Source organism: Kutzneria sp. 744, assembly GCF_000568255.1.
GTDB lineage: Bacteria > Actinomycetota > Actinomycetes > Mycobacteriales > Pseudonocardiaceae > Kutzneria.
The window spans coordinates 3,925,266-3,941,159 of record NZ_KK037166.1 but is presented as its reverse complement, the minus strand read 5'-3'; the positions used below and the strand labels follow the sequence as shown (position 1 = coordinate 3,941,159).

General features: G+C 69.0%; 14 protein-coding genes. 11 read left to right on the top strand and 3 right to left on the bottom strand.

Annotated features, from left to right (window positions below):
• Positions 1–155 precede the first annotated feature (155 nt).
• The 8 genes from KUTG_RS17560 to ssuE all read left to right on the top strand — a co-directional run bounded on the left by KUTG_RS17560 (position 156) and on the right by ssuE (position 8,692).
• Positions 156–1,502, top strand: a complete 1,347-nt coding sequence (locus KUTG_RS17560; RefSeq protein WP_043718196.1) for a glutamine synthetase family protein — start codon at positions 156–158, stop codon at positions 1,500–1,502.
• Positions 1,483–2,193, top strand: coding sequence for a gamma-glutamyl-gamma-aminobutyrate hydrolase family protein (locus tag KUTG_RS17555; protein ID WP_043718193.1), 711 nt, complete (start codon positions 1,483–1,485; stop codon positions 2,191–2,193). Before KUTG_RS17560 ends, KUTG_RS17555 begins: the two co-directional genes overlap by 20 nt.
• Positions 2,190–3,554: an aldehyde dehydrogenase family protein gene (locus KUTG_RS17550; RefSeq protein ID WP_043718191.1), complete on the top strand. Its 1,365-nt coding sequence runs from the start codon at positions 2,190–2,192 to the stop codon at positions 3,552–3,554. The genes KUTG_RS17555 and KUTG_RS17550 overlap by 4 nt, the downstream gene beginning before the upstream one ends.
• A 3-nt stretch (positions 3,555–3,557) precedes the next feature.
• Positions 3,558–4,325, top strand: a complete 768-nt coding sequence (locus KUTG_RS17545; protein WP_043718189.1) for a 3-oxoacyl-ACP reductase — start codon at positions 3,558–3,560, stop codon at positions 4,323–4,325.
• A 16-nt stretch (positions 4,326–4,341) separates the two neighbouring features.
• Positions 4,342–5,043: a FadR/GntR family transcriptional regulator gene (locus KUTG_RS17540; RefSeq protein ID WP_043718187.1), complete on the top strand. Its 702-nt coding sequence runs from the start codon at positions 4,342–4,344 to the stop codon at positions 5,041–5,043.
• A 133-nt stretch (positions 5,044–5,176) separates the two neighbouring features.
• On the top strand, positions 5,177–6,523 hold the full coding sequence (locus tag KUTG_RS17535; protein ID WP_043718185.1) for a carbohydrate-binding protein: 1,347 nt from the start codon (positions 5,177–5,179) through the stop codon (positions 6,521–6,523).
• A 45-nt stretch (positions 6,524–6,568) separates the two neighbouring features.
• A complete protein-coding gene (locus KUTG_RS17530; RefSeq protein WP_232240840.1) occupies positions 6,569–7,435 on the top strand; it encodes an oxygenase MpaB family protein in 867 nt (288 codons plus the stop codon).
• A gap of 702 nt (positions 7,436–8,137) precedes the next feature.
• The gene (ssuE, locus tag KUTG_RS17525) at positions 8,138–8,692 is read left to right on the top strand and encodes an NADPH-dependent FMN reductase (protein WP_043718181.1); all 555 of its coding nucleotides are present in this window, start codon (positions 8,138–8,140) and stop codon (positions 8,690–8,692) included.
• Here ssuE and KUTG_RS17520 read toward each other — a convergent pair.
• Complete coding sequence (locus KUTG_RS17520; protein ID WP_043718180.1) at positions 8,689–10,080, bottom strand: MocR-like pyridoxine biosynthesis transcription factor PdxR; 1,392 nt, start codon at positions 10,078–10,080, stop codon at positions 8,689–8,691. The two genes, ssuE and KUTG_RS17520, sit on opposite strands and share 4 nt — an antisense overlap.
• Positions 10,081–10,127: 47 nt before the next feature.
• Here KUTG_RS17520 and KUTG_RS17515 point away from each other — a divergent pair, with 47 nt between their 5' ends.
• Together KUTG_RS17515 and KUTG_RS17510 are read left to right on the top strand one after the other, a co-directional pair.
• A complete protein-coding gene (locus tag KUTG_RS17515) occupies positions 10,128–10,604 on the top strand; it encodes a carboxymuconolactone decarboxylase family protein (protein ID WP_232240839.1) in 477 nt (158 codons plus the stop codon).
• A complete protein-coding gene (locus tag KUTG_RS17510; protein ID WP_052394790.1) occupies positions 10,601–11,359 on the top strand; it encodes an isocitrate lyase/PEP mutase family protein in 759 nt (252 codons plus the stop codon). The genes KUTG_RS17515 and KUTG_RS17510 overlap by 4 nt, the downstream gene beginning before the upstream one ends.
• Here KUTG_RS17510 and KUTG_RS17505 read toward each other — a convergent pair.
• Entirely contained in the window at positions 11,356–12,171 is an 816-nt protein-coding gene (locus tag KUTG_RS17505; protein WP_157494594.1) for a PLL family lectin, read from the bottom strand. The two genes, KUTG_RS17510 and KUTG_RS17505, sit on opposite strands and share 4 nt — an antisense overlap.
• Positions 12,172–12,241: 70 nt before the next feature.
• Positions 12,242–13,378 (bottom strand): PIG-L family deacetylase, encoded by a 1,137-nt coding sequence (locus tag KUTG_RS17500; RefSeq protein WP_084579434.1) that lies wholly within the window; start codon positions 13,376–13,378, stop codon positions 12,242–12,244.
• A gap of 180 nt (positions 13,379–13,558) precedes the next feature.
• Here KUTG_RS17500 and KUTG_RS17495 point away from each other — a divergent pair.
• Positions 13,559–15,894, top strand: a 2,336-nt coding sequence (locus KUTG_RS17495; protein WP_063753534.1) for a glycine--tRNA ligase, incomplete at its 3' end; no start/stop codon positions are given.

Below are 15,894 nucleotides of genomic sequence, written 5' to 3'. Positions count from 1 at the left end.
GGTCAGCGCACGTGGTCGCCGCCGGGCCCACCCAGGGCCGGCTCGCTAAACCACGGATAGCTACGAAGCACGGAATCAGCCTAGCGCATGTTGACCGCGCCGATGCAATGGGTCAGGATCAGTCCATTGGAGCCGGGCGAGGAAGGGCGGTCCCCGTGATCACCGTCGACGCACTGCGCGAGTTGGTGGAGACCGGGGAGGTCGACACCGTCCTGGTGGCCATCGTGGACATGCAGGGCCGCCTTCAGGGCAAACGCTGCTCGGCCCGCTACTTCCTGGACGTGGTGCTCGACCACGCCACCGAGGGCTGCAACTACCTGCTCGCGGTCGACGTCGAGATGAACACCGTCGGCGGCTACCGGATGTCCTCGTGGGAGCGCGGCTACGGCGACTTCGTGATGCGCCCGGACCTGAGCACGTTACGGCTCACGCCATGGCTGCCGGGCACGGCGCTGGTGATGTGCGACGTGGAGTGGGAAGACCGCAGCCCGGTCACGGTCTCGCCGCGCCAGGTGCTGCGCCGCCAGCTCGACCGGCTCGCCGAGCGCGGCCTCGCCGCGTTTGTCGGCACGGAGCTGGAGTTCATCGTCTTCGACGACAGCTACGAGCAGGCGCACGACCTCGGCTACCGGGATCTCCGGCCGGCCAATCAGTACAATGTGGACTACTCGTTGCTCGGAACCTCCCGTATCGAGCCGCTTCTGCGTCGCATCCGCAACGAGATGAGCGGAGCCGGCCTGATGGTCGAGTCGGCCAAGGGGGAGTGCAACTTCGGTCAGCACGAGATCGTCTTCCGGTACGACGAGGCGCTGACGACCTGCGACAACCATGCGATCTACAAGACCGGCGCCAAGGAGATCACCGCCCAGGAGGGCCGCAGCCTCACGTTCATGGCCAAGTACAACGAGCGCGAGGGCAATTCCTGCCACATCCACATCAGCCTGCGCGGCACGGACGGCGATCTCACGTTCGCCGGTGACGGACTGCACGGCATGTCCACGACCGCGCAACAGTTCATCGCCGGCCAGCTGGCCTGCCTGCGCGAGCTGACGCTGCTGTACGCGCCGAACATCAACTCCTACAAGCGTTTCCAGCCCGGAAGCTTCGCGCCGACGGCCATCGCCTGGGGTAGTGACAACCGGACCTGCGCGTTGCGCCTGGTCGGTCACGGGGCGGGTCTGCGCATCGAAAACCGCGTGCCGGGCGGCGACGTGAACCCGTATCTCGCGGTCGCCGCGCTGATCGCGGCCGGTCTCCATGGCATCGACAGCGGACTGACGTTGGAGCCCGAGCTGTCCGGCAACGCCTACGCCTCGGACAAGCCGACGGTGCCGTCGTCGCTGCGTGAGGCCAAGGATCTGTTCGCGGCCAGCACGATCGCCCGCGACGCGTTCGGCGAGGACGTCGTCGACCACTACTGCAACGCGGCCCGTGTGGAGCTGGCCGCGTTCGACTCCGCCGTCACCGACTGGGAGCGTTTCCGTGGCTTCGAACGGCTTTGACCGCCGACCGGTCATCGGCATCACAACCTATATCGAACGTGCTCGTTACGGCGCATGGGATGTGGACGCGGCGCTGTTGCCGCGCACCTACGTCGACACGGTCGCGGCGGCCGGCGGCAACCCGGTCCTGTTGCCGCCGCTGGGGTTTGCTGATGTGTCCTTTCTAGACGGTTTGGTGGTCGCTGGCGGCGCGGACGTGGACCCGGCCCGCTACGGCGAAGCGGCGCATCCGGAAACCATTGGCGTGCGGCCGGATCGGGACGAGACGGAGTTCGCTCTGGTCGAGAGCGCCCTTGCCGCCGGCTTGCCGCTGATCGGTGTGTGCCGAGGCATGCAGGTGCTCAACGTCGTGCTCGGCGGCACGCTCACCCAGCACGTGCCCGATGTCACCGGCACGTCGACGCACCGCCCGGTGGTCGGCCAGTTCGGACGCACCGACGTGGAAATGGCGCCGGGCAGCGCGGTCGCCGACATCCTCGGCGACGCGGCGAGCGTCTCGTGTTCGCATCACCAGGCTGTGGACCGACTCGGCGACGGGCTGACGATCACCGCTCGATCGGCCGACGGCATCGTCGAGGCGGTCGAGCTGGCGGGCGCCGATTTCGCGCTCGGCGTGCAGTGGCATCCCGAACAGGACGCGGAAGTGCGGCTGTTCAAGGCTTTGGTGGCGAGAACGGGGAACGGGAAGTGACCACCTTCGATGTGATCAATCCGGCGACCGAGGAGCTGGTCGGCGCCGTCGAGCTGGCCACGCTCGACCAGACCGACGCGGCGATCGCCCGCGCCCAGGCCGCGTTGCCGGCGTGGAAGGCCGTCGCGCCCGGCGACCGGGCCCGGCTGCTGCGCAGGTTCGCCGCGGCGATCGACGCCGACCTGGAGAACCTGGCGCAGATCGAGGTCACCAACTCCGGCCACACCATCGGCAACGCGCGGTGGGAAGCCGGCAACGCGCGCGATGTCGTCGAGTACTACGCGGGCGCGCCGGAGCGCCTGTTCGGCCGGCAGATCCCGGTTGCCGGCGGTATCGACGTCACGTTCGCCGAGCCGCTCGGCGTGATCGGCGTGATCGTGCCCTGGAACTTCCCGATGCCGATCGCCGCCTGGGGTTTCGCGCCGGCGCTGGCCGCCGGCAACACTGTCGTCCTCAAGCCGGCCGAACTGACGCCGCTCACCGCGATCAGGCTGGCCGAGCTCGGACGCGAAGCAGGCATTCCGGAAGATGTCTTCCAGGTGCTGCCCGGCAAGGGATCCGTTGTCGGGCAGCGATTCGTGACGCATCCGGCCGTGCGTAAGGTGGTCTTCACCGGGTCGACCATCGTCGGCAAGCAGATCATGGCCGGCTGCGCCGAGCAGGTGAAGCGGGTGACACTGGAGCTCGGCGGCAAGAGCGCGAACATCGTGTTTGCCGACGCCGATATCGAACGAGCCGCGGCGACGGCGCCATACGGCGTCTTCGACAACGCGGGCCAGGACTGCTGCGCCCGATCGCGAATTCTGGTGCAGCGCAGCGTGTACGACCGTTTCATGGCGTTGCTGGAGTCGGCGGTGCAGGGCGTCAAGGTCGGCGACCCGCGTAGCGCCGAGTCCGAGATGGGTCCGCTCATCTCGTCGACGCATCGGGACAAGGTCGCCTCGTACGTTCCCGAGGACGCCCCGGTCGCCTTCCGTGGAAGCGCTCCGGACGGCGCGGGATTCTGGTTTCCGCCAACGGTTCTCACGCCTTCGTCCGAAAAGGACCGCTCGGTCGTCGAGGAGATCTTCGGTCCGGTCGTCGTGGTGCTGCCGTTTGACGACGAAGCCGACGCACTGCGGATCGCCAACGACACCGAGTACGGCCTGTCCGGATCCATATGGACCCGCGACGTCGGCCGCGCGCTGCGGGTCGCCCGCGGGGTGGAGGCCGGCAACCTGTCGGTCAACTCGCACTCGTCGGTCCGCTACTGGACGCCGTTCGGCGGCTACAAGCAGTCCGGCCTCGGCCGGGAGCTCGGCCCGGACGCGGTCGCCGCGTTCACCGAGACCAAGAACGTGTTCATCGCTACTGAGGAGTGAGAAGTGGCAGAACGTCTCGCCGGCCGCGTGGCGGTGATCACCGGTGGTGGCAGCGGAATCGGGCTCGCCTCGGCGCGCCGGTTGGCGTCCGAGGGCGCCAAGGTCGTCATCGCCGACGTGGACGAGAACTCCGGCGCCAAGGCGGCCGAGGAGGTCGGCGGCCTGTTCGTCCTGGTCGACGTCACCGACGCCGGCCAGGTCGAGGCGCTGTTCCAGCAGGCCGTGGACACCTACGGCTCGCTCGACATCGCCTTCAACAACGCCGGCATCTCGCCGCCCGACGACGACTCCATCCTGACCACGGAGTTCGAGGCGTGGCAACGGGTGCAGAACGTCAACCTGAACTCGGTGTACCTGTGCTGCAAGTACGCGCTGCCGCACATGTTGGCCCAGGGCAAGGGATCCATCATCAACACCGCGTCGTTCGTCGCGGTGATGGGCGCGGCCACCTCGCAGATCTCCTACACCGCCTCGAAGGGCGGCGTGCTGGCGATGACGCGTGAGCTGGGCGTCCAGTTCGCGCGGCAGGGCGTTCGAGTGAACGCGCTGTGCCCGGGGCCGGTGAACACGCCGCTGCTCAAGGAGCTGTTCGCCAAGGACCCGGTGCGCGCCGCCCGGCGGCTCGTGCACATCCCGATGGGCCGGTTCGCCGAGCCGGAGGAGATCGCCGCCGCGGTCGCCTTCCTGGCCAGCGACGACTCGTCGTTCATGACGGGATCCCAGTTCCTGGTGGACGGCGGCATCTCCGGCGCCTACGTGACGCCGGAATAGTCGGCGGACCACACCGATGGACTCGGTCGGCGACGCGTTGTTCCGTCCGGTTAGGACGGGCAACGCGTTCGAGGAGACGGTGGAACGGCTGCTCCAGGCGATCAAGCTGGGCGTCGTTCCGCCGGGCGAGCGGCTGCCGGCCGAACGTGACCTGGCGACCCGGCTCAACGTGAGCCGGGTGACGTTGCGCGAGGCGCTGCATGCCTTGCAGGAATCGGGTTTTGTGGAGTCCCGTCGTGGCCGGTACGGCGGGACCTTCGTCTGCACGGCGTCTCCGCGCGCGATGCCGACCTCGGTGTCCCGTGTGGACGACATCGAGGACGCCCTGACCCTGCGGTTCGTGTTGGAGACCGGTGCGACGGAGTTCGCCGCCGCCCGAGAGTTGTCCGACGAGGACCGATCGCACCTGCGAGCTCGACTGGACGAATGCGATCGTGCCGCGCTCGATGAGTACCGGCGCAAGGATTCCCGGCTGCACCTGGCGATCGCCGAGCTCAGCGGATCACCATCGCTGACGGCCGCGGTCGCCGACGTCCGGATGTGCCTGAACGAGCTGCTCGACGGAATCCCGTTGCTGCCCAAGAATATTGAGCACTCCAACCGCCAGCACGCGATTCTCGTCGACGCCATTCTCTCCGGCGACTCATCGGCCGCCCGCAGAGCCATGGCCGAGCACCTCGACGGCACCGCGTCGCTGCTCAGGGGCTTTCTCGGTTGACCTTCCGTCACTCGATGTTGTTCACATCCTTGACTTGTGCGGATGGGAGCGCTCTCATAGAGATATCACCGCGCGGGCCTCCTGCCTCGGCCGGCCGGTGATCCCTGCCGTGACAAGGAGGTCACCGACAGTCATGCGTTCACGCCGACGATTGCTCGCCGCCGCAAGCGCCCTCGCCGTGTTGATACCCGGCGTGGTGGCGGTCGCACTGTCCACTGAGTCCGCCTCGGCGGCGCCCGCGCCGCCCGCCGGTTTCACCACCGTCTGGAGCGACGACTTCACCGGCTCCGCCGGTTCCCCGGTCAACGGCTCGAACTGGCTCTACGACCTCGGCCACGGTTACCCCGGCGGAGCCGGCAACTGGGGCACCGGCGAGGTCGAGTCGATGACCAACAGCACGGCCAATGTCTACCTCGACGGCAGCGGCCACCTCGCCATCAAGCCCGTCATGGATGGTTCGGGCAACTGGACGTCCGGCCGCATCGAGACGCAGCGCACCGACTTCCAGCCGCCGGCCGGCGGCGTGCTGCGCATCGAGGCGTCTGTTCAGCAGCCGAACGTCAACACCGCCAACGGTCTCGGCTACTGGCCGGCGTTCTGGGCCCTGGGCGCCCCGGCCCGGCCGGCCGCGGCGACGAACTGGCCCAGCATCGGCGAGCTGGACATCATGGAGGACATCAACGGCCGGAGCTCGGAATTCGCGACCCTGCACTGTGGCACCGGTTCCGGCGGGCCGTGCAACGAGACCACCGGCCTCGGCTCCGGCGAAAGGGCCTGCGGCGGCTGCCAGACCGGCTTCCACACCTATGCCGTCGAGCTCGACTACGGCGCCAACCCGCAGCAGCTGCGCTACTACCTGGACGGCAACAACTTCTTCACCGTCAACGCCAACCAGGTCGACGCGACCACCTGGAACAACGCCACCCAGCACGGCTTCTTCGTGATCCTCAACGTGGCGATCGGCGGCGCCTTCCCGGCCGCGTTCGGCGGCGGCCCCACCGCCGCAACGGTTTCCGGCCAGCCGATGCTCGTCGACTACGTCTCCGTGTCCACAAAGGGCGGTGGCGGCGGCACCACGACGTCCAATCCCGGCGGCTCTGTCGGCAACGCCTACACGGCCATCCCCGCGACGAAGTACAGTGCGGCCAGCAGCGGCATCAACGTAGGCCAGCTCGCCAACGGCGCCTGGGCGAAGTACTCCGGCATCGATTTGGGCTCCAGCCCAGCGACCCAGTTCGTCGCCTCGGCGGCATCGGGTGCGGCCAGCGGCGTCAGCGGGCTCGTCGAAGTGCGGCTGGACAGCGTCACCAACGCCCCGATCGGCAGCTTCGCCGTCGGCAACACCGGAGGATGGACCAGTTGGCGGTCCATCCCGGCGAACATCGCCGGCACCACCGGCGTGCATGACGTGTACCTGACGTTCAGCAGCGGCCAACCCGCGCCGTTCGTCGCCATGAACACGTTCACGTTCGGTCACTGATCTGGGGGTTCGGGTCGGCCCCTTCGACGGCGTAACTTCGCACAGGTGAGCGCTGTGCCGTCGAACGGGGCCGACCCGGGTTTGGTCGGTCCGAACTCGGTCACCTGGCAACTGCATGCCGACCCCGCGATGTGGCTGGCCGGCATCACCAGCCTGTACCTCCAGTCGTTGCACCCCCTCGCGGCCGCGGGCGTGGTGCAGAACTCGAACTTTCGCGAGGATCCGCTCGGCCGGCTCATGCGCACCGCCAAGTTCGTCTCGATGAGCACATACGCGCCGCTCGACGAGGTGCACGCCGGCGCCGCCAAGGTCAGAGCCGTGCACCGCAGCCTGCGTGGCAAGGACCCGGACACCGGCCGGACGTTCCGCATCGACCGCCCCGACCTGCTGCTGTGGGTGCACTGCGCTGAGGTCGCGATGTTCCTGTCGATCGTCCGCCGCGCCGGTTTTCGGCTGACCAGGGAGCAGGCCGACCGGTATTTCGACGAGCAGCGCCGTTCCGCCGCTCTTGTGGGCCTCGACCCGGATGAAGTGCCCGGCTCTACCGCGCAGATGTCCACTTACCTGCGTGACATGCGTGGTGAACTACGGCGGGGCGAGGACTCGGAGGTCGTCTACGAGTTCCTGCACAAGCCGCCGCTGCCCGGGGTGCTCGGCTTCGGCCTGCCGATCTACGAGCCGACGGTCGCCCACCTCGCCTACTCGCTGCTGCCGCGCTGGGCGATCCGGCTGCACGGGCACAGCGCCTATGCGCCGGCCGCGAGCACCGCGATGCTCCGTGCCGTCCGGTCGGCCGCGTTCTTGGTCCCCGCGCCCATCCGCTGGCGGTCTCCCCATGGCTACGTGCCACAGGCGATGCGCCGTCTCGGGCCATCGGTCCGTCCGTCGACGAAGTTGCTGCCGATCGACTGAACAGCCGGTTTTCACCCCGTGGGACGACCTTGTCGGTGTGCGGCGCCTGACCTAGCGTCGGAGGCGTGGCACAGTCAGACGACCTCCGCACGAGGGCGCACGTTGACAACTGTCACGTCTGCAGCGCGCTGTGTCCCGGCTGACCTCTACGCCCCGGACCTGCACATTCCTGCCCGGCGTTGTCGGCGCACTTGTGCTTTTCGTCGGTCCACCGGCAGTTCGTCGACCATCCGGAGGTTCGTCGGCTAACCCGACGTTCGTCGGGCGGACTGCAGTTGGCCGACGATCCGGAAGTTCGTTGAAGAGCAGAAGTTCGTCGACGAATCGGAAGTTCGTCGATGGGCGAGAAGTTCGTCGACCGATCGGTCATTCGTCGGTCAGCCAGCAGTTCGGCGATCGGTCGGGTGCTCCTCGTCCAACCGGACGTTCGTCGGGCAGGCGGATGCTGCGTCGGGCAGGCGCATGCTCGTCGGCCGGCGGGATGTTGGTCGGCCGAGCGGTACTTCGTTCGCCGAGCAGTGCTTCGACCGGCGAAGAGGAACTTCGCCGGTCGACCGGAAGTTCGTCGGCGGAAGGGAACATCGACGGTCTACCGGCCTGCCGTCGGAGAAGGGGAAGTTCGCCGGTCGAGGAGCATTTCGTCGGATGAGTGGTCGGCCGCCGACGTAGTCGTTTTCACCCACCAACAGCCCAGGAGTCGTCATGCCCGCTGTTGTTGTCATCTCCGGCAGTCCGTCGCGGAACTCCAAGACCGCCCGAGTCGCCGAGTACGTCGCGGACCGGCTCGCCGGGGCGGGGCTGGTCACCGAACACCTGAGGCTGCGTGACCTGCCACCGGGTCCGCTGCTGGCGGCCGACACGTCGGACCCGGACATCGCGCGTGCCGCGGAATGCCTGGCCGATGCCGACGGAGTCGTGCTGGCCACACCTACATATAAGGCTGCCTACTCCGGACTGCTGAAGGTGTTTCTCGACCTGCTGCCGCAGTTCGGGCTGTCGGGGAAGACGGTGTTGCCGCTGGCGACCGGCGGCAGCCTGGCCCACGTGCTGGCCCTCGACTACGGACTGCGCCCCGTCGTCCAGTCCCTCGCCCCGCGCCACGTGATCCAGAGCTACTTCCTGCTGGAACGTGATCTCCAGGTCGACACCGATGGTGGCCTGTCCATCAATGCCGACGTCGAGCACGTGTTCGGCGACATCGTCGAAGAGTTCCGGCATGCGCTGACCACGGCGTTGCCGCGCCAGCGCACCGCTTAGACCAGTTTGCTCAGCGCGGTGACCAAGGCCTGCACAGCGGCGGGATAGGCATGGCCCGGGGGAGTGGCGTAGCCGATGACCAGCCCGGGTGGCGCCGAGCGGCGGCGTGCGTAGGCGGACAGCAGATGGGCGCCGACGCCGTGGTCGGTGAGAACCGCCTGGACGTCGTTCTCCTCGATTCCGTCGGGAAGCAGCAATGTGATGTGCAGGCCGGCGGCGATGCCGAACGGCCGGACCTGGGGCACGGTCGTCGCGAGTGCGCTGAGCAGGTAGTCGCGCCGCTTCCGGTAATACGTGCGCATTCGGCGAAGGTGACGGTCGAGCCCTCCGCTGTCGACGAGGTGGGCGAGGGCCAACTGCTCGAAGGTCGGACACTGCCGTTCCGACAACAGACGGATCCGGACGATCGGCTCGATGAGGTGCTCGGGGACCGCGAGCCACGCCATCCGCATCGCCGGCGCCAGCGACTTGCTCGCCGTGCCGGCGTAGATGACGTGCTCGGGGGCCAGGCCCTGGATCGCCCCGATCGGCTGGCGGTCGTAGCGGAACTCGCCGTCATAGTCGTCTTCGATGACAACGGCGTTGTTGTCCCGCGCCCAGTCGACCAGCGCGCCTCGCCGGGCCGGGTGCAGCCGCGTGCCCCACGGCAACTGATGTGAGGCGGTGACCAGAACTCCGTCAGCCTGGGGAAGTTCGTCGACAACGAGACCGTCGTCGTCGAGCCGGACGGTCTCCGTCCGCAGTCCGGCGTGTTCGATCGCCTCGGCATGGAACGACAGGCCGAAGTCCTCGACGGCCATCGTCCGACCGCCGCGTTCACGCAGTGCGGCGGAGATGAGCCGCAGGCCGTTTGTGAACCCAGTACACACGACAATTGCCTGTGAACTTGTGCGCACGCCACGGACGCGGCCCAGGTAGTCGGCCAGCGCGCGACGCAGCTCGGGGTGTCCGCGGGGATCGCCGTAGCGCAGGTCATCGTCGGCGGCGACCGTGACGGCGTGCCGCAACGCCGACGCCCATGTCGACCGCGGGAACTGGCTGACATCCGGGTTGCCCGGCGCCAGGTCGTACCGAACCGAGAAGTTCGACGTACTTCTCGATTGCGTGCGAGTTCGAGCACCCGGCACGGCCGCGACCTCGGTGTGCGTCCTAGACCGGCTCGTCAGATATCCCTCGGCGAGCAGCTGTTCGTAGGCCTGCACGACCGTCCCACGGGAGAGCCCGAGGTCTGCCGCCAACGCGCGGGAAGAGGGCAGCTGGGTGCCTGCCGCCAGCCGCCCGGATCGGATAGCCTCGCGCAGCGACCGCTCCAGCGCCGCCCGGCGACCGACCCCCGGCTCCAGGTCGAGGTGCAGCTCGAAGCCGCCGCTGGTCCATGATTTCGGCATCAAGCTGGATCATACGAGTGGACCAGTTCCGGGCTAGCGTCGTGACCGTGAGTTCTGACGAGTACGTGACGCATCTGCCCCGGATCGACGTCGCCAAGGAGGCCTCGGCCGCCTATCGCGCGATGCTGCTGGTGAGCAAGGCCTCCCACGACGGCATCGACCCCGTCCTGGCCGAGCTGATCAAGATCCGCGCCTCCCAGATCAACGGCTGCGGCTTCTGCATCGACATGCACGCCACCGACGCCCGCAAGCACGGCGAGAACGAGCGCCGCATCTACGCGCTGCCGGCGTGGCGGGAGCTGTCCTTCTACACGGCCCGCGAGCGGGCGGCGCTCGCGCTGACCGAGGAGGGCACGCTGCTGGCCGAGGGCGGCGTCAGCGACGAGACGTGGGCCGAGGCCGAGAAGCAGTTCAGCCAGGCCGAGCTGGCCCAGATCATCGCCATGATCGCCACCATCAACGCGTGGAACCGGATCAGCGTGATCAGCCGGAACCAGCCGCCGGCTCTCGGCGGCGCCGAGTGAGCAAGCTGGCCGCGCACGCCGAGACGCTGCGCGCACTGCATCAGCGGGGCAACCCGCTGGTGCTGCCCAACGTCTGGGACGCGGCGACTGCGGGCCTGGTCGCCGAGGCTGGCTTCCCGGTCGTGGCCACGTCGAGCCACGCTGTGGCCGAGAGCCTCGGCTTCCCCGACGGCGAGAAGGCGCCGGCCGACGAGGTGTTCGCGGCCGTCGGCCGTGTCGCCAAGGCTGTCGACCTCCCGGTGACCGCCGACGTCGAGGCCGGTTATGGCCTCGACGCCGAGCAGTTGGTGGCCGCGCTGCTCGAAGCCGGTGCGGTCGGCATCAATCTGGAGGACACGGACCACACCGCCGCCGACGGTCTCCGTCAACCCGCCTGGCAGGCCGAGCGCCTCGCGAACATCCGCAAGGCGGCCGACGCTGCCGGTGTGCCGGTGGTCATCAACGCCCGGGTGGACGTCTTCATCCGAACTGGCGACGCGGCCATGCACGCTGACGTCTTCGCCGAGGCCGTCGAGCGGGCCAAGCGCTACCTCGACGCCGGCGCCGACTGCGTCTACCCGATCGTGCTGTCCGACCCGGAGCTCATCGCCGAGTTCGTCCGGCAGGTCGACGCCCCGGTCAACATCATGTTCAAGCCGACGGGCCCGACGGCGAGTGAGCTGGGCGCCCTGGGGGTCGCCCGGATCAGCCTGGCCACCGGAGTGTGGCGGGCCAGCCTCCAGGCCGTCCGGGACGTGCTCGCCGGCCTGCGTTAACTCCCGACCAGCTGCCAGCCGCCGAACGGGGCGTCCCCGCCGGCGGCTGTCTGCTTGTCCACGGCCAGTTGACCGCCCGCACTCATGGCCAGCAGCACCACAAAACCGGCGTGGTCGACGGCCGCCGTCGGCAGCCCGACGAACAGCCCGCCGAGATCCGACCAACCACCGAACCCGCCGTTGGCCGAGGTCTGCCGCGCAGAGCTCACGCCGCCGCCCCCGTTCCGGGTGAACACCATCACCCGCGCGTCCGCACCGGCCGGCGCCGTGACGAGCGCGGGCTGCCCGACGCCGGCTTGCCCGCCGAGCACCACCGGAGATGGCTTCCAATCGCCATCCGGCGAGGCCTGCACAGACGCCTCGACCGACGCACTGCCGGCCTGCCGGTAGAAGACCTCCAGCCGGCCGTCCTGGTCGATCGCGGGCGTGGGCGCGCTGGCCGGCGGGCCGGACGGGAACGACGAGTCCGCCGTGAACGAGCTGTTCGGCGACGGCTGGAACCAGTGCAGAATGCTGGTCTTCGTGCTCGCGAACACCTCGATCCGGCCGCTGTCGGTCGTCACGGCGGCCGGGTCCTCCTGAATGCCGCTGCCGCCGAGATCCACCCAATCGCTGAAGACGCCATCGGCCTGCTCGAACGAGGTGCTCACACCACCTCCACCATTGCGCACGAAAATCTCGACTCTGCCGTCCCCGTTCTTCGCGGCGACGGGCATGCCGACCTGAAGTTGGGCGTCCGGGTCGCCGGCGTTCGGATTGCCCAGCGACGACCACCGCGTCGACCACGCGCCGTTGGGAGAAGTCTGTGTCAACTCCACAAGTTCGCCGGAGTCCGCTCGGCGGGCGAAAACGTCGCGTCTCTCGTCCGCGACGCACGCCGGCTCAGCGATCATCGGCCGGCAGTCGACCGGCCGCTTCAGGCCCCCGTCGACGCCTGCGACAGACGAGCAGGTTGCGCGCGCACGGCGAACGCCTCAGCGTCGTCTGGTCGTGCCGACCCAGCTGGTCCGGTCGGCCAGCGGTAGTACATTCGCTGGCTCCAGTCCGTGGTAGTCCGGGGGAGTCGATCTCCCACGTCGCCGAAGTCGAAACGGCTTGTACGCCTGGAACGTGGCGTTCTTGGCCGCACGAGCCCCGGGCGTGAGGTTCACCGGCGCGCCGCCGATGTTGTAGTCGCGGAACTCCTTCCAGCGAGATCCGGTCGTACGCGGTCCTCCGGGTGTACCTGCCCAGCGCCTTCGGTCGCAAACCCGAGCCGGCCATCACGTGGTCGGTGGTGGTCCGTTGAAAGATCCCACGCGGCCGATCTTGTTTCCCGGGCATTCCGGGAGTGGTGTCCTGCACCCCGAAACCGCGGTCGGCGCGGAACAACTGGTAGAGGGCCACGAGCGCGTTGACCGTGTCGGCCCGGTTGTAGCTGTAGCTGCGCTGCACCACGCCGTCCGTCGGCACGAGCGTGTCGGTGCTGAAGTTCGGCACGTCGCCGAAATACAGGTGGTACAGCGAGCCTCCGATCTGGGCGTCGCCGTCCTCGGGCAGGTCGAGGAACACGAGCTTGACCGACGGCTTCGCGCGCAGCGTGTACAGCTCGCCGAAGTCGCCACCGGTGACATCCACCAGAGCGCCGTCCCAGACGTCGGCCACGCCGGCCATCTGCGCGTATGCGGCTCGGACGCCCTGCTGACGGCATTGCGCGTACCGCTCACGGCTGAGGTCGCCCAGGTGGTTGCCGCCATCGTTGGGCGGCTTCGGGCAGTACGGGTCGTCGGGATCGTTGGCCGGGTCGCCAGCGAAGGCGTTCTCGCCGGCCGTCAGGAAGACCGTCGCGGTCGGCACGCCGGCTCGGATGCCGCCGGCCACGTCGGGGTTCATGAACAAGATGTCGTCGTCCTCGTGCGCGACGACGTTCACGAACGCGGTGGCCCGGTTGACCGGAGCGGTCGCCCCGATCGCCGGCTGCACGATCGTCACGAGCGGCGCGGCCAGGGCCAACGCCACCCCCAGTGCTCGCAACTTCATAGTGTTTTCACCCACGACCGGATCACGCTACGGATCCTGCGCCGGCCCGGCGACGGTTTTCCCCGAACACCCGGGACGGGGCCGCATGCCGTCACCGCCTAGGATCGAGGGTCTCTGGTGCGTGTTCGGCCAGCTCAAGTTGCCCGCGATCGATGGCAAGAGGGTTCACCCGTGTTGACGATGCAGGACGCGTTGCTCGCGTTGCAGAAGTACTGGACCGACCGGGGCTGCATGGTCGTGCAGCCGTTCAACACCGAGGTCGGGGCCGGTACCGCCAACCCTGCCACAGCGCTGCGGGTGCTCGGTCCCGAGCCGTGGCACGTCGGCTACGTCGAGCCCAGCGTGCGGCCCGACGACGCCCGCTACGGCGAGAACCCGAACCGGCTGCAGATGCACACCCAGTTCCAGGTGATCCTCAAGCCTGATCCGGGCAACCCGCAGGAGATGTACCTGGGCAGCCTCGAGGCGCTCGGCATCGACATCGACGCCCACGACATCCGGTTCGTCGAGGACAACTGGGCGTCGCCGGCGCTGGGCGCGTGGGGCCTGGGCTGGGAGGTCTGGCTGGACGGCCTGGAGATCACCCAGTTCACCTACTTCCAGCAGGCCGGCGGCCTGACGCTGGACCCGGTGTCGGTGGAGATCACCTACGGCATCGAGCGCATCCTGATGGCGCTGCAGGGCGTCGGCCACTTCAAGGACATCGCGTACGCGCCCGACATCTCCTATGGCGAGGTGTTCGGCCAGTCCGAGTACGAGATGAGCCGCTACTACCTGGACGACGCCGACATCGAGGTCAACCACCGGCTGTTCGACGAGTACGCCACCGAGGCCCGGCGCATGATCGCCGAGCGGCTGCCGGTGCCGGCGTACGTGTACGTGCTCAAGTGCAGCCACGCGTTCAACGTGCTGGACGCCCGCGGCGCGATCAGCACCACGGAGCGCGCCAAGGCCTTCGGCCAGATGCGCACCCTGACCAGGCAGGCCGCCCAGTTGTGGGCCGAGCGCCGCGAGGAGATGGGTCACCCGCTCGGCGTCGTCGAGCCGCCGGCCGCCGCGCAGCTGCCCGCCGAACTGCCGACCGTCGACGCCCCGTCGACGCTGCTGTTCGAGATCGGCGTCGAGGAGCTGCCGCACGTCGAGGTCGTGCGCAGCGCCGAAGCCGTCCGCGAGGCGCTGACCACCAAGCTCGCCGGCACTCGTCTCGGCCACGGTGACATCACCGTGCACGCGACGCCGCGACGCCTCGTGCTGCTGGTCGACGACGTGCAGCCGCGTGAGCCCGATGCCGAGCGCACTGTGCGTGGTCCCCGCGCGACGGCGGCGTTCGACGCCGACGGCAACCCGACCAAGGCCGCCCAGGGCTTCGCCCGCGGCCAGGGCATCGCGCCCGAGGAGCTGCTCCGCATCGACGTGGACGGCGTCGAGCACGTGGGCGTCGTGAAGACCGACATCGGCCGCGGCGCCGTCGAGGTGCTCAGCGAGCTTCTCGGCCAGATCGTCGCCGAACTGCGGGCCGACAAGAACATGCGGTGGCGTGACGTCGGCCTGTCGTTCACGCGGCCGGTGCGCTGGCTGGTCGCGCTGCTCGGCGAGACGGTCGTCCCGGTGGCCGTGTCCTCGCTGTCCAGCAGCCGCTTCACGCGCGTGCACCGGACCGCGCAGGAGCCCGAGGTCGAGGTCGCCTCGGCCGACGGTTACGTCGACTTCCTCGACGGCCACGACATCGTGCTCGACGGCGCGGTCCGCCGTGAGCAGATCATCGCCCGCACCACGGAGCTGGCCGCCGAGGTCGGCGGCACCGTGGACTTCGAGGGCGAGGCCGCCCTGGTCGACGAGGTCACCAACCTCGTCGAGCAGCCCAACCCGATCCTCGGCTCGTTCGCCGCCGACTACCTCGAACTGCCGAACCAGATCCTGACCACGGTGATGCGCAAGCACCAGCGCTACCTGCCGGTCCGCGGCGCGGACGGCCGGCTGCTGCCGAACTTCGTCGCCGTCGCCAACGGTTCGTGCGACGTCGACCTGGTGCGCGCCGGCTACGAGTCCGTGCTGCGGGCCCGGTACGAGGACGCCGCGTTCTTCTGGCGGGCCGACCAGAAGAAGTCGCCCGAGCAGCACAAGACGGGGCTGGCCAAGCTGACGTTCGAGGAGCGGCTGGGCTCGGTCGCCGACCGCGCCCAGCGCATTGCCGGCGTGGCCGCCGACCTGGCCGACATCGTCGGCCTCGACGCCGCCGAGCGCACCACGCTGGACCGTGCCGGCGAGCTGGCCAAGTTCGACCTGGCGACGCAGATGGTGATCGAGCTGTCCAGCCTGGCCGGCACCATGGCCCGCGAGTACGCGCTGCGGGCCGGCGAGACCGCCGAGGTGGCGCAAGCGCTTGCGGAGATGGAGCAGCCGCGGACCGCCGGCGGCGCGCTGCCGGCCAGCGTGCCCGGTGCGCTGCTCGCCCTGGCCGACCGGCTCGACCTGCTGGCCGGCCTGTTCGCCATCGGCGCCACCCCGACCGGCAG

Bases quoted from the DNA above. Each gene is read 5' to 3' on its own strand.
- KUTG_RS17540 (WP_043718187.1), top strand. From the start codon at position 4,342: ATGGACTCGGTCGGCGACGCGTTGTTCCGTCCGGTTAGGACGGGCAAC.
- KUTG_RS17535 (WP_043718185.1), top strand. From the start codon at position 5,177: ATGCGTTCACGCCGACGATTGCTCGCCGCCGCAAGCGCCCTCGCCGTG.
- ssuE (WP_043718181.1), top strand. From the start codon at position 8,138: ATGCCCGCTGTTGTTGTCATCTCCGGCAGTCCGTCGCGGAACTCCAAG.
- KUTG_RS17520 (WP_043718180.1), bottom strand. From the start codon at position 10,080: ATGCCGAAATCATGGACCAGCGGCGGCTTCGAGCTGCACCTCGACCTG.
- KUTG_RS17500 (WP_084579434.1), bottom strand. From the start codon at position 13,378: ATGAAGTTGCGAGCACTGGGGGTGGCGTTGGCCCTGGCCGCGCCGCTC.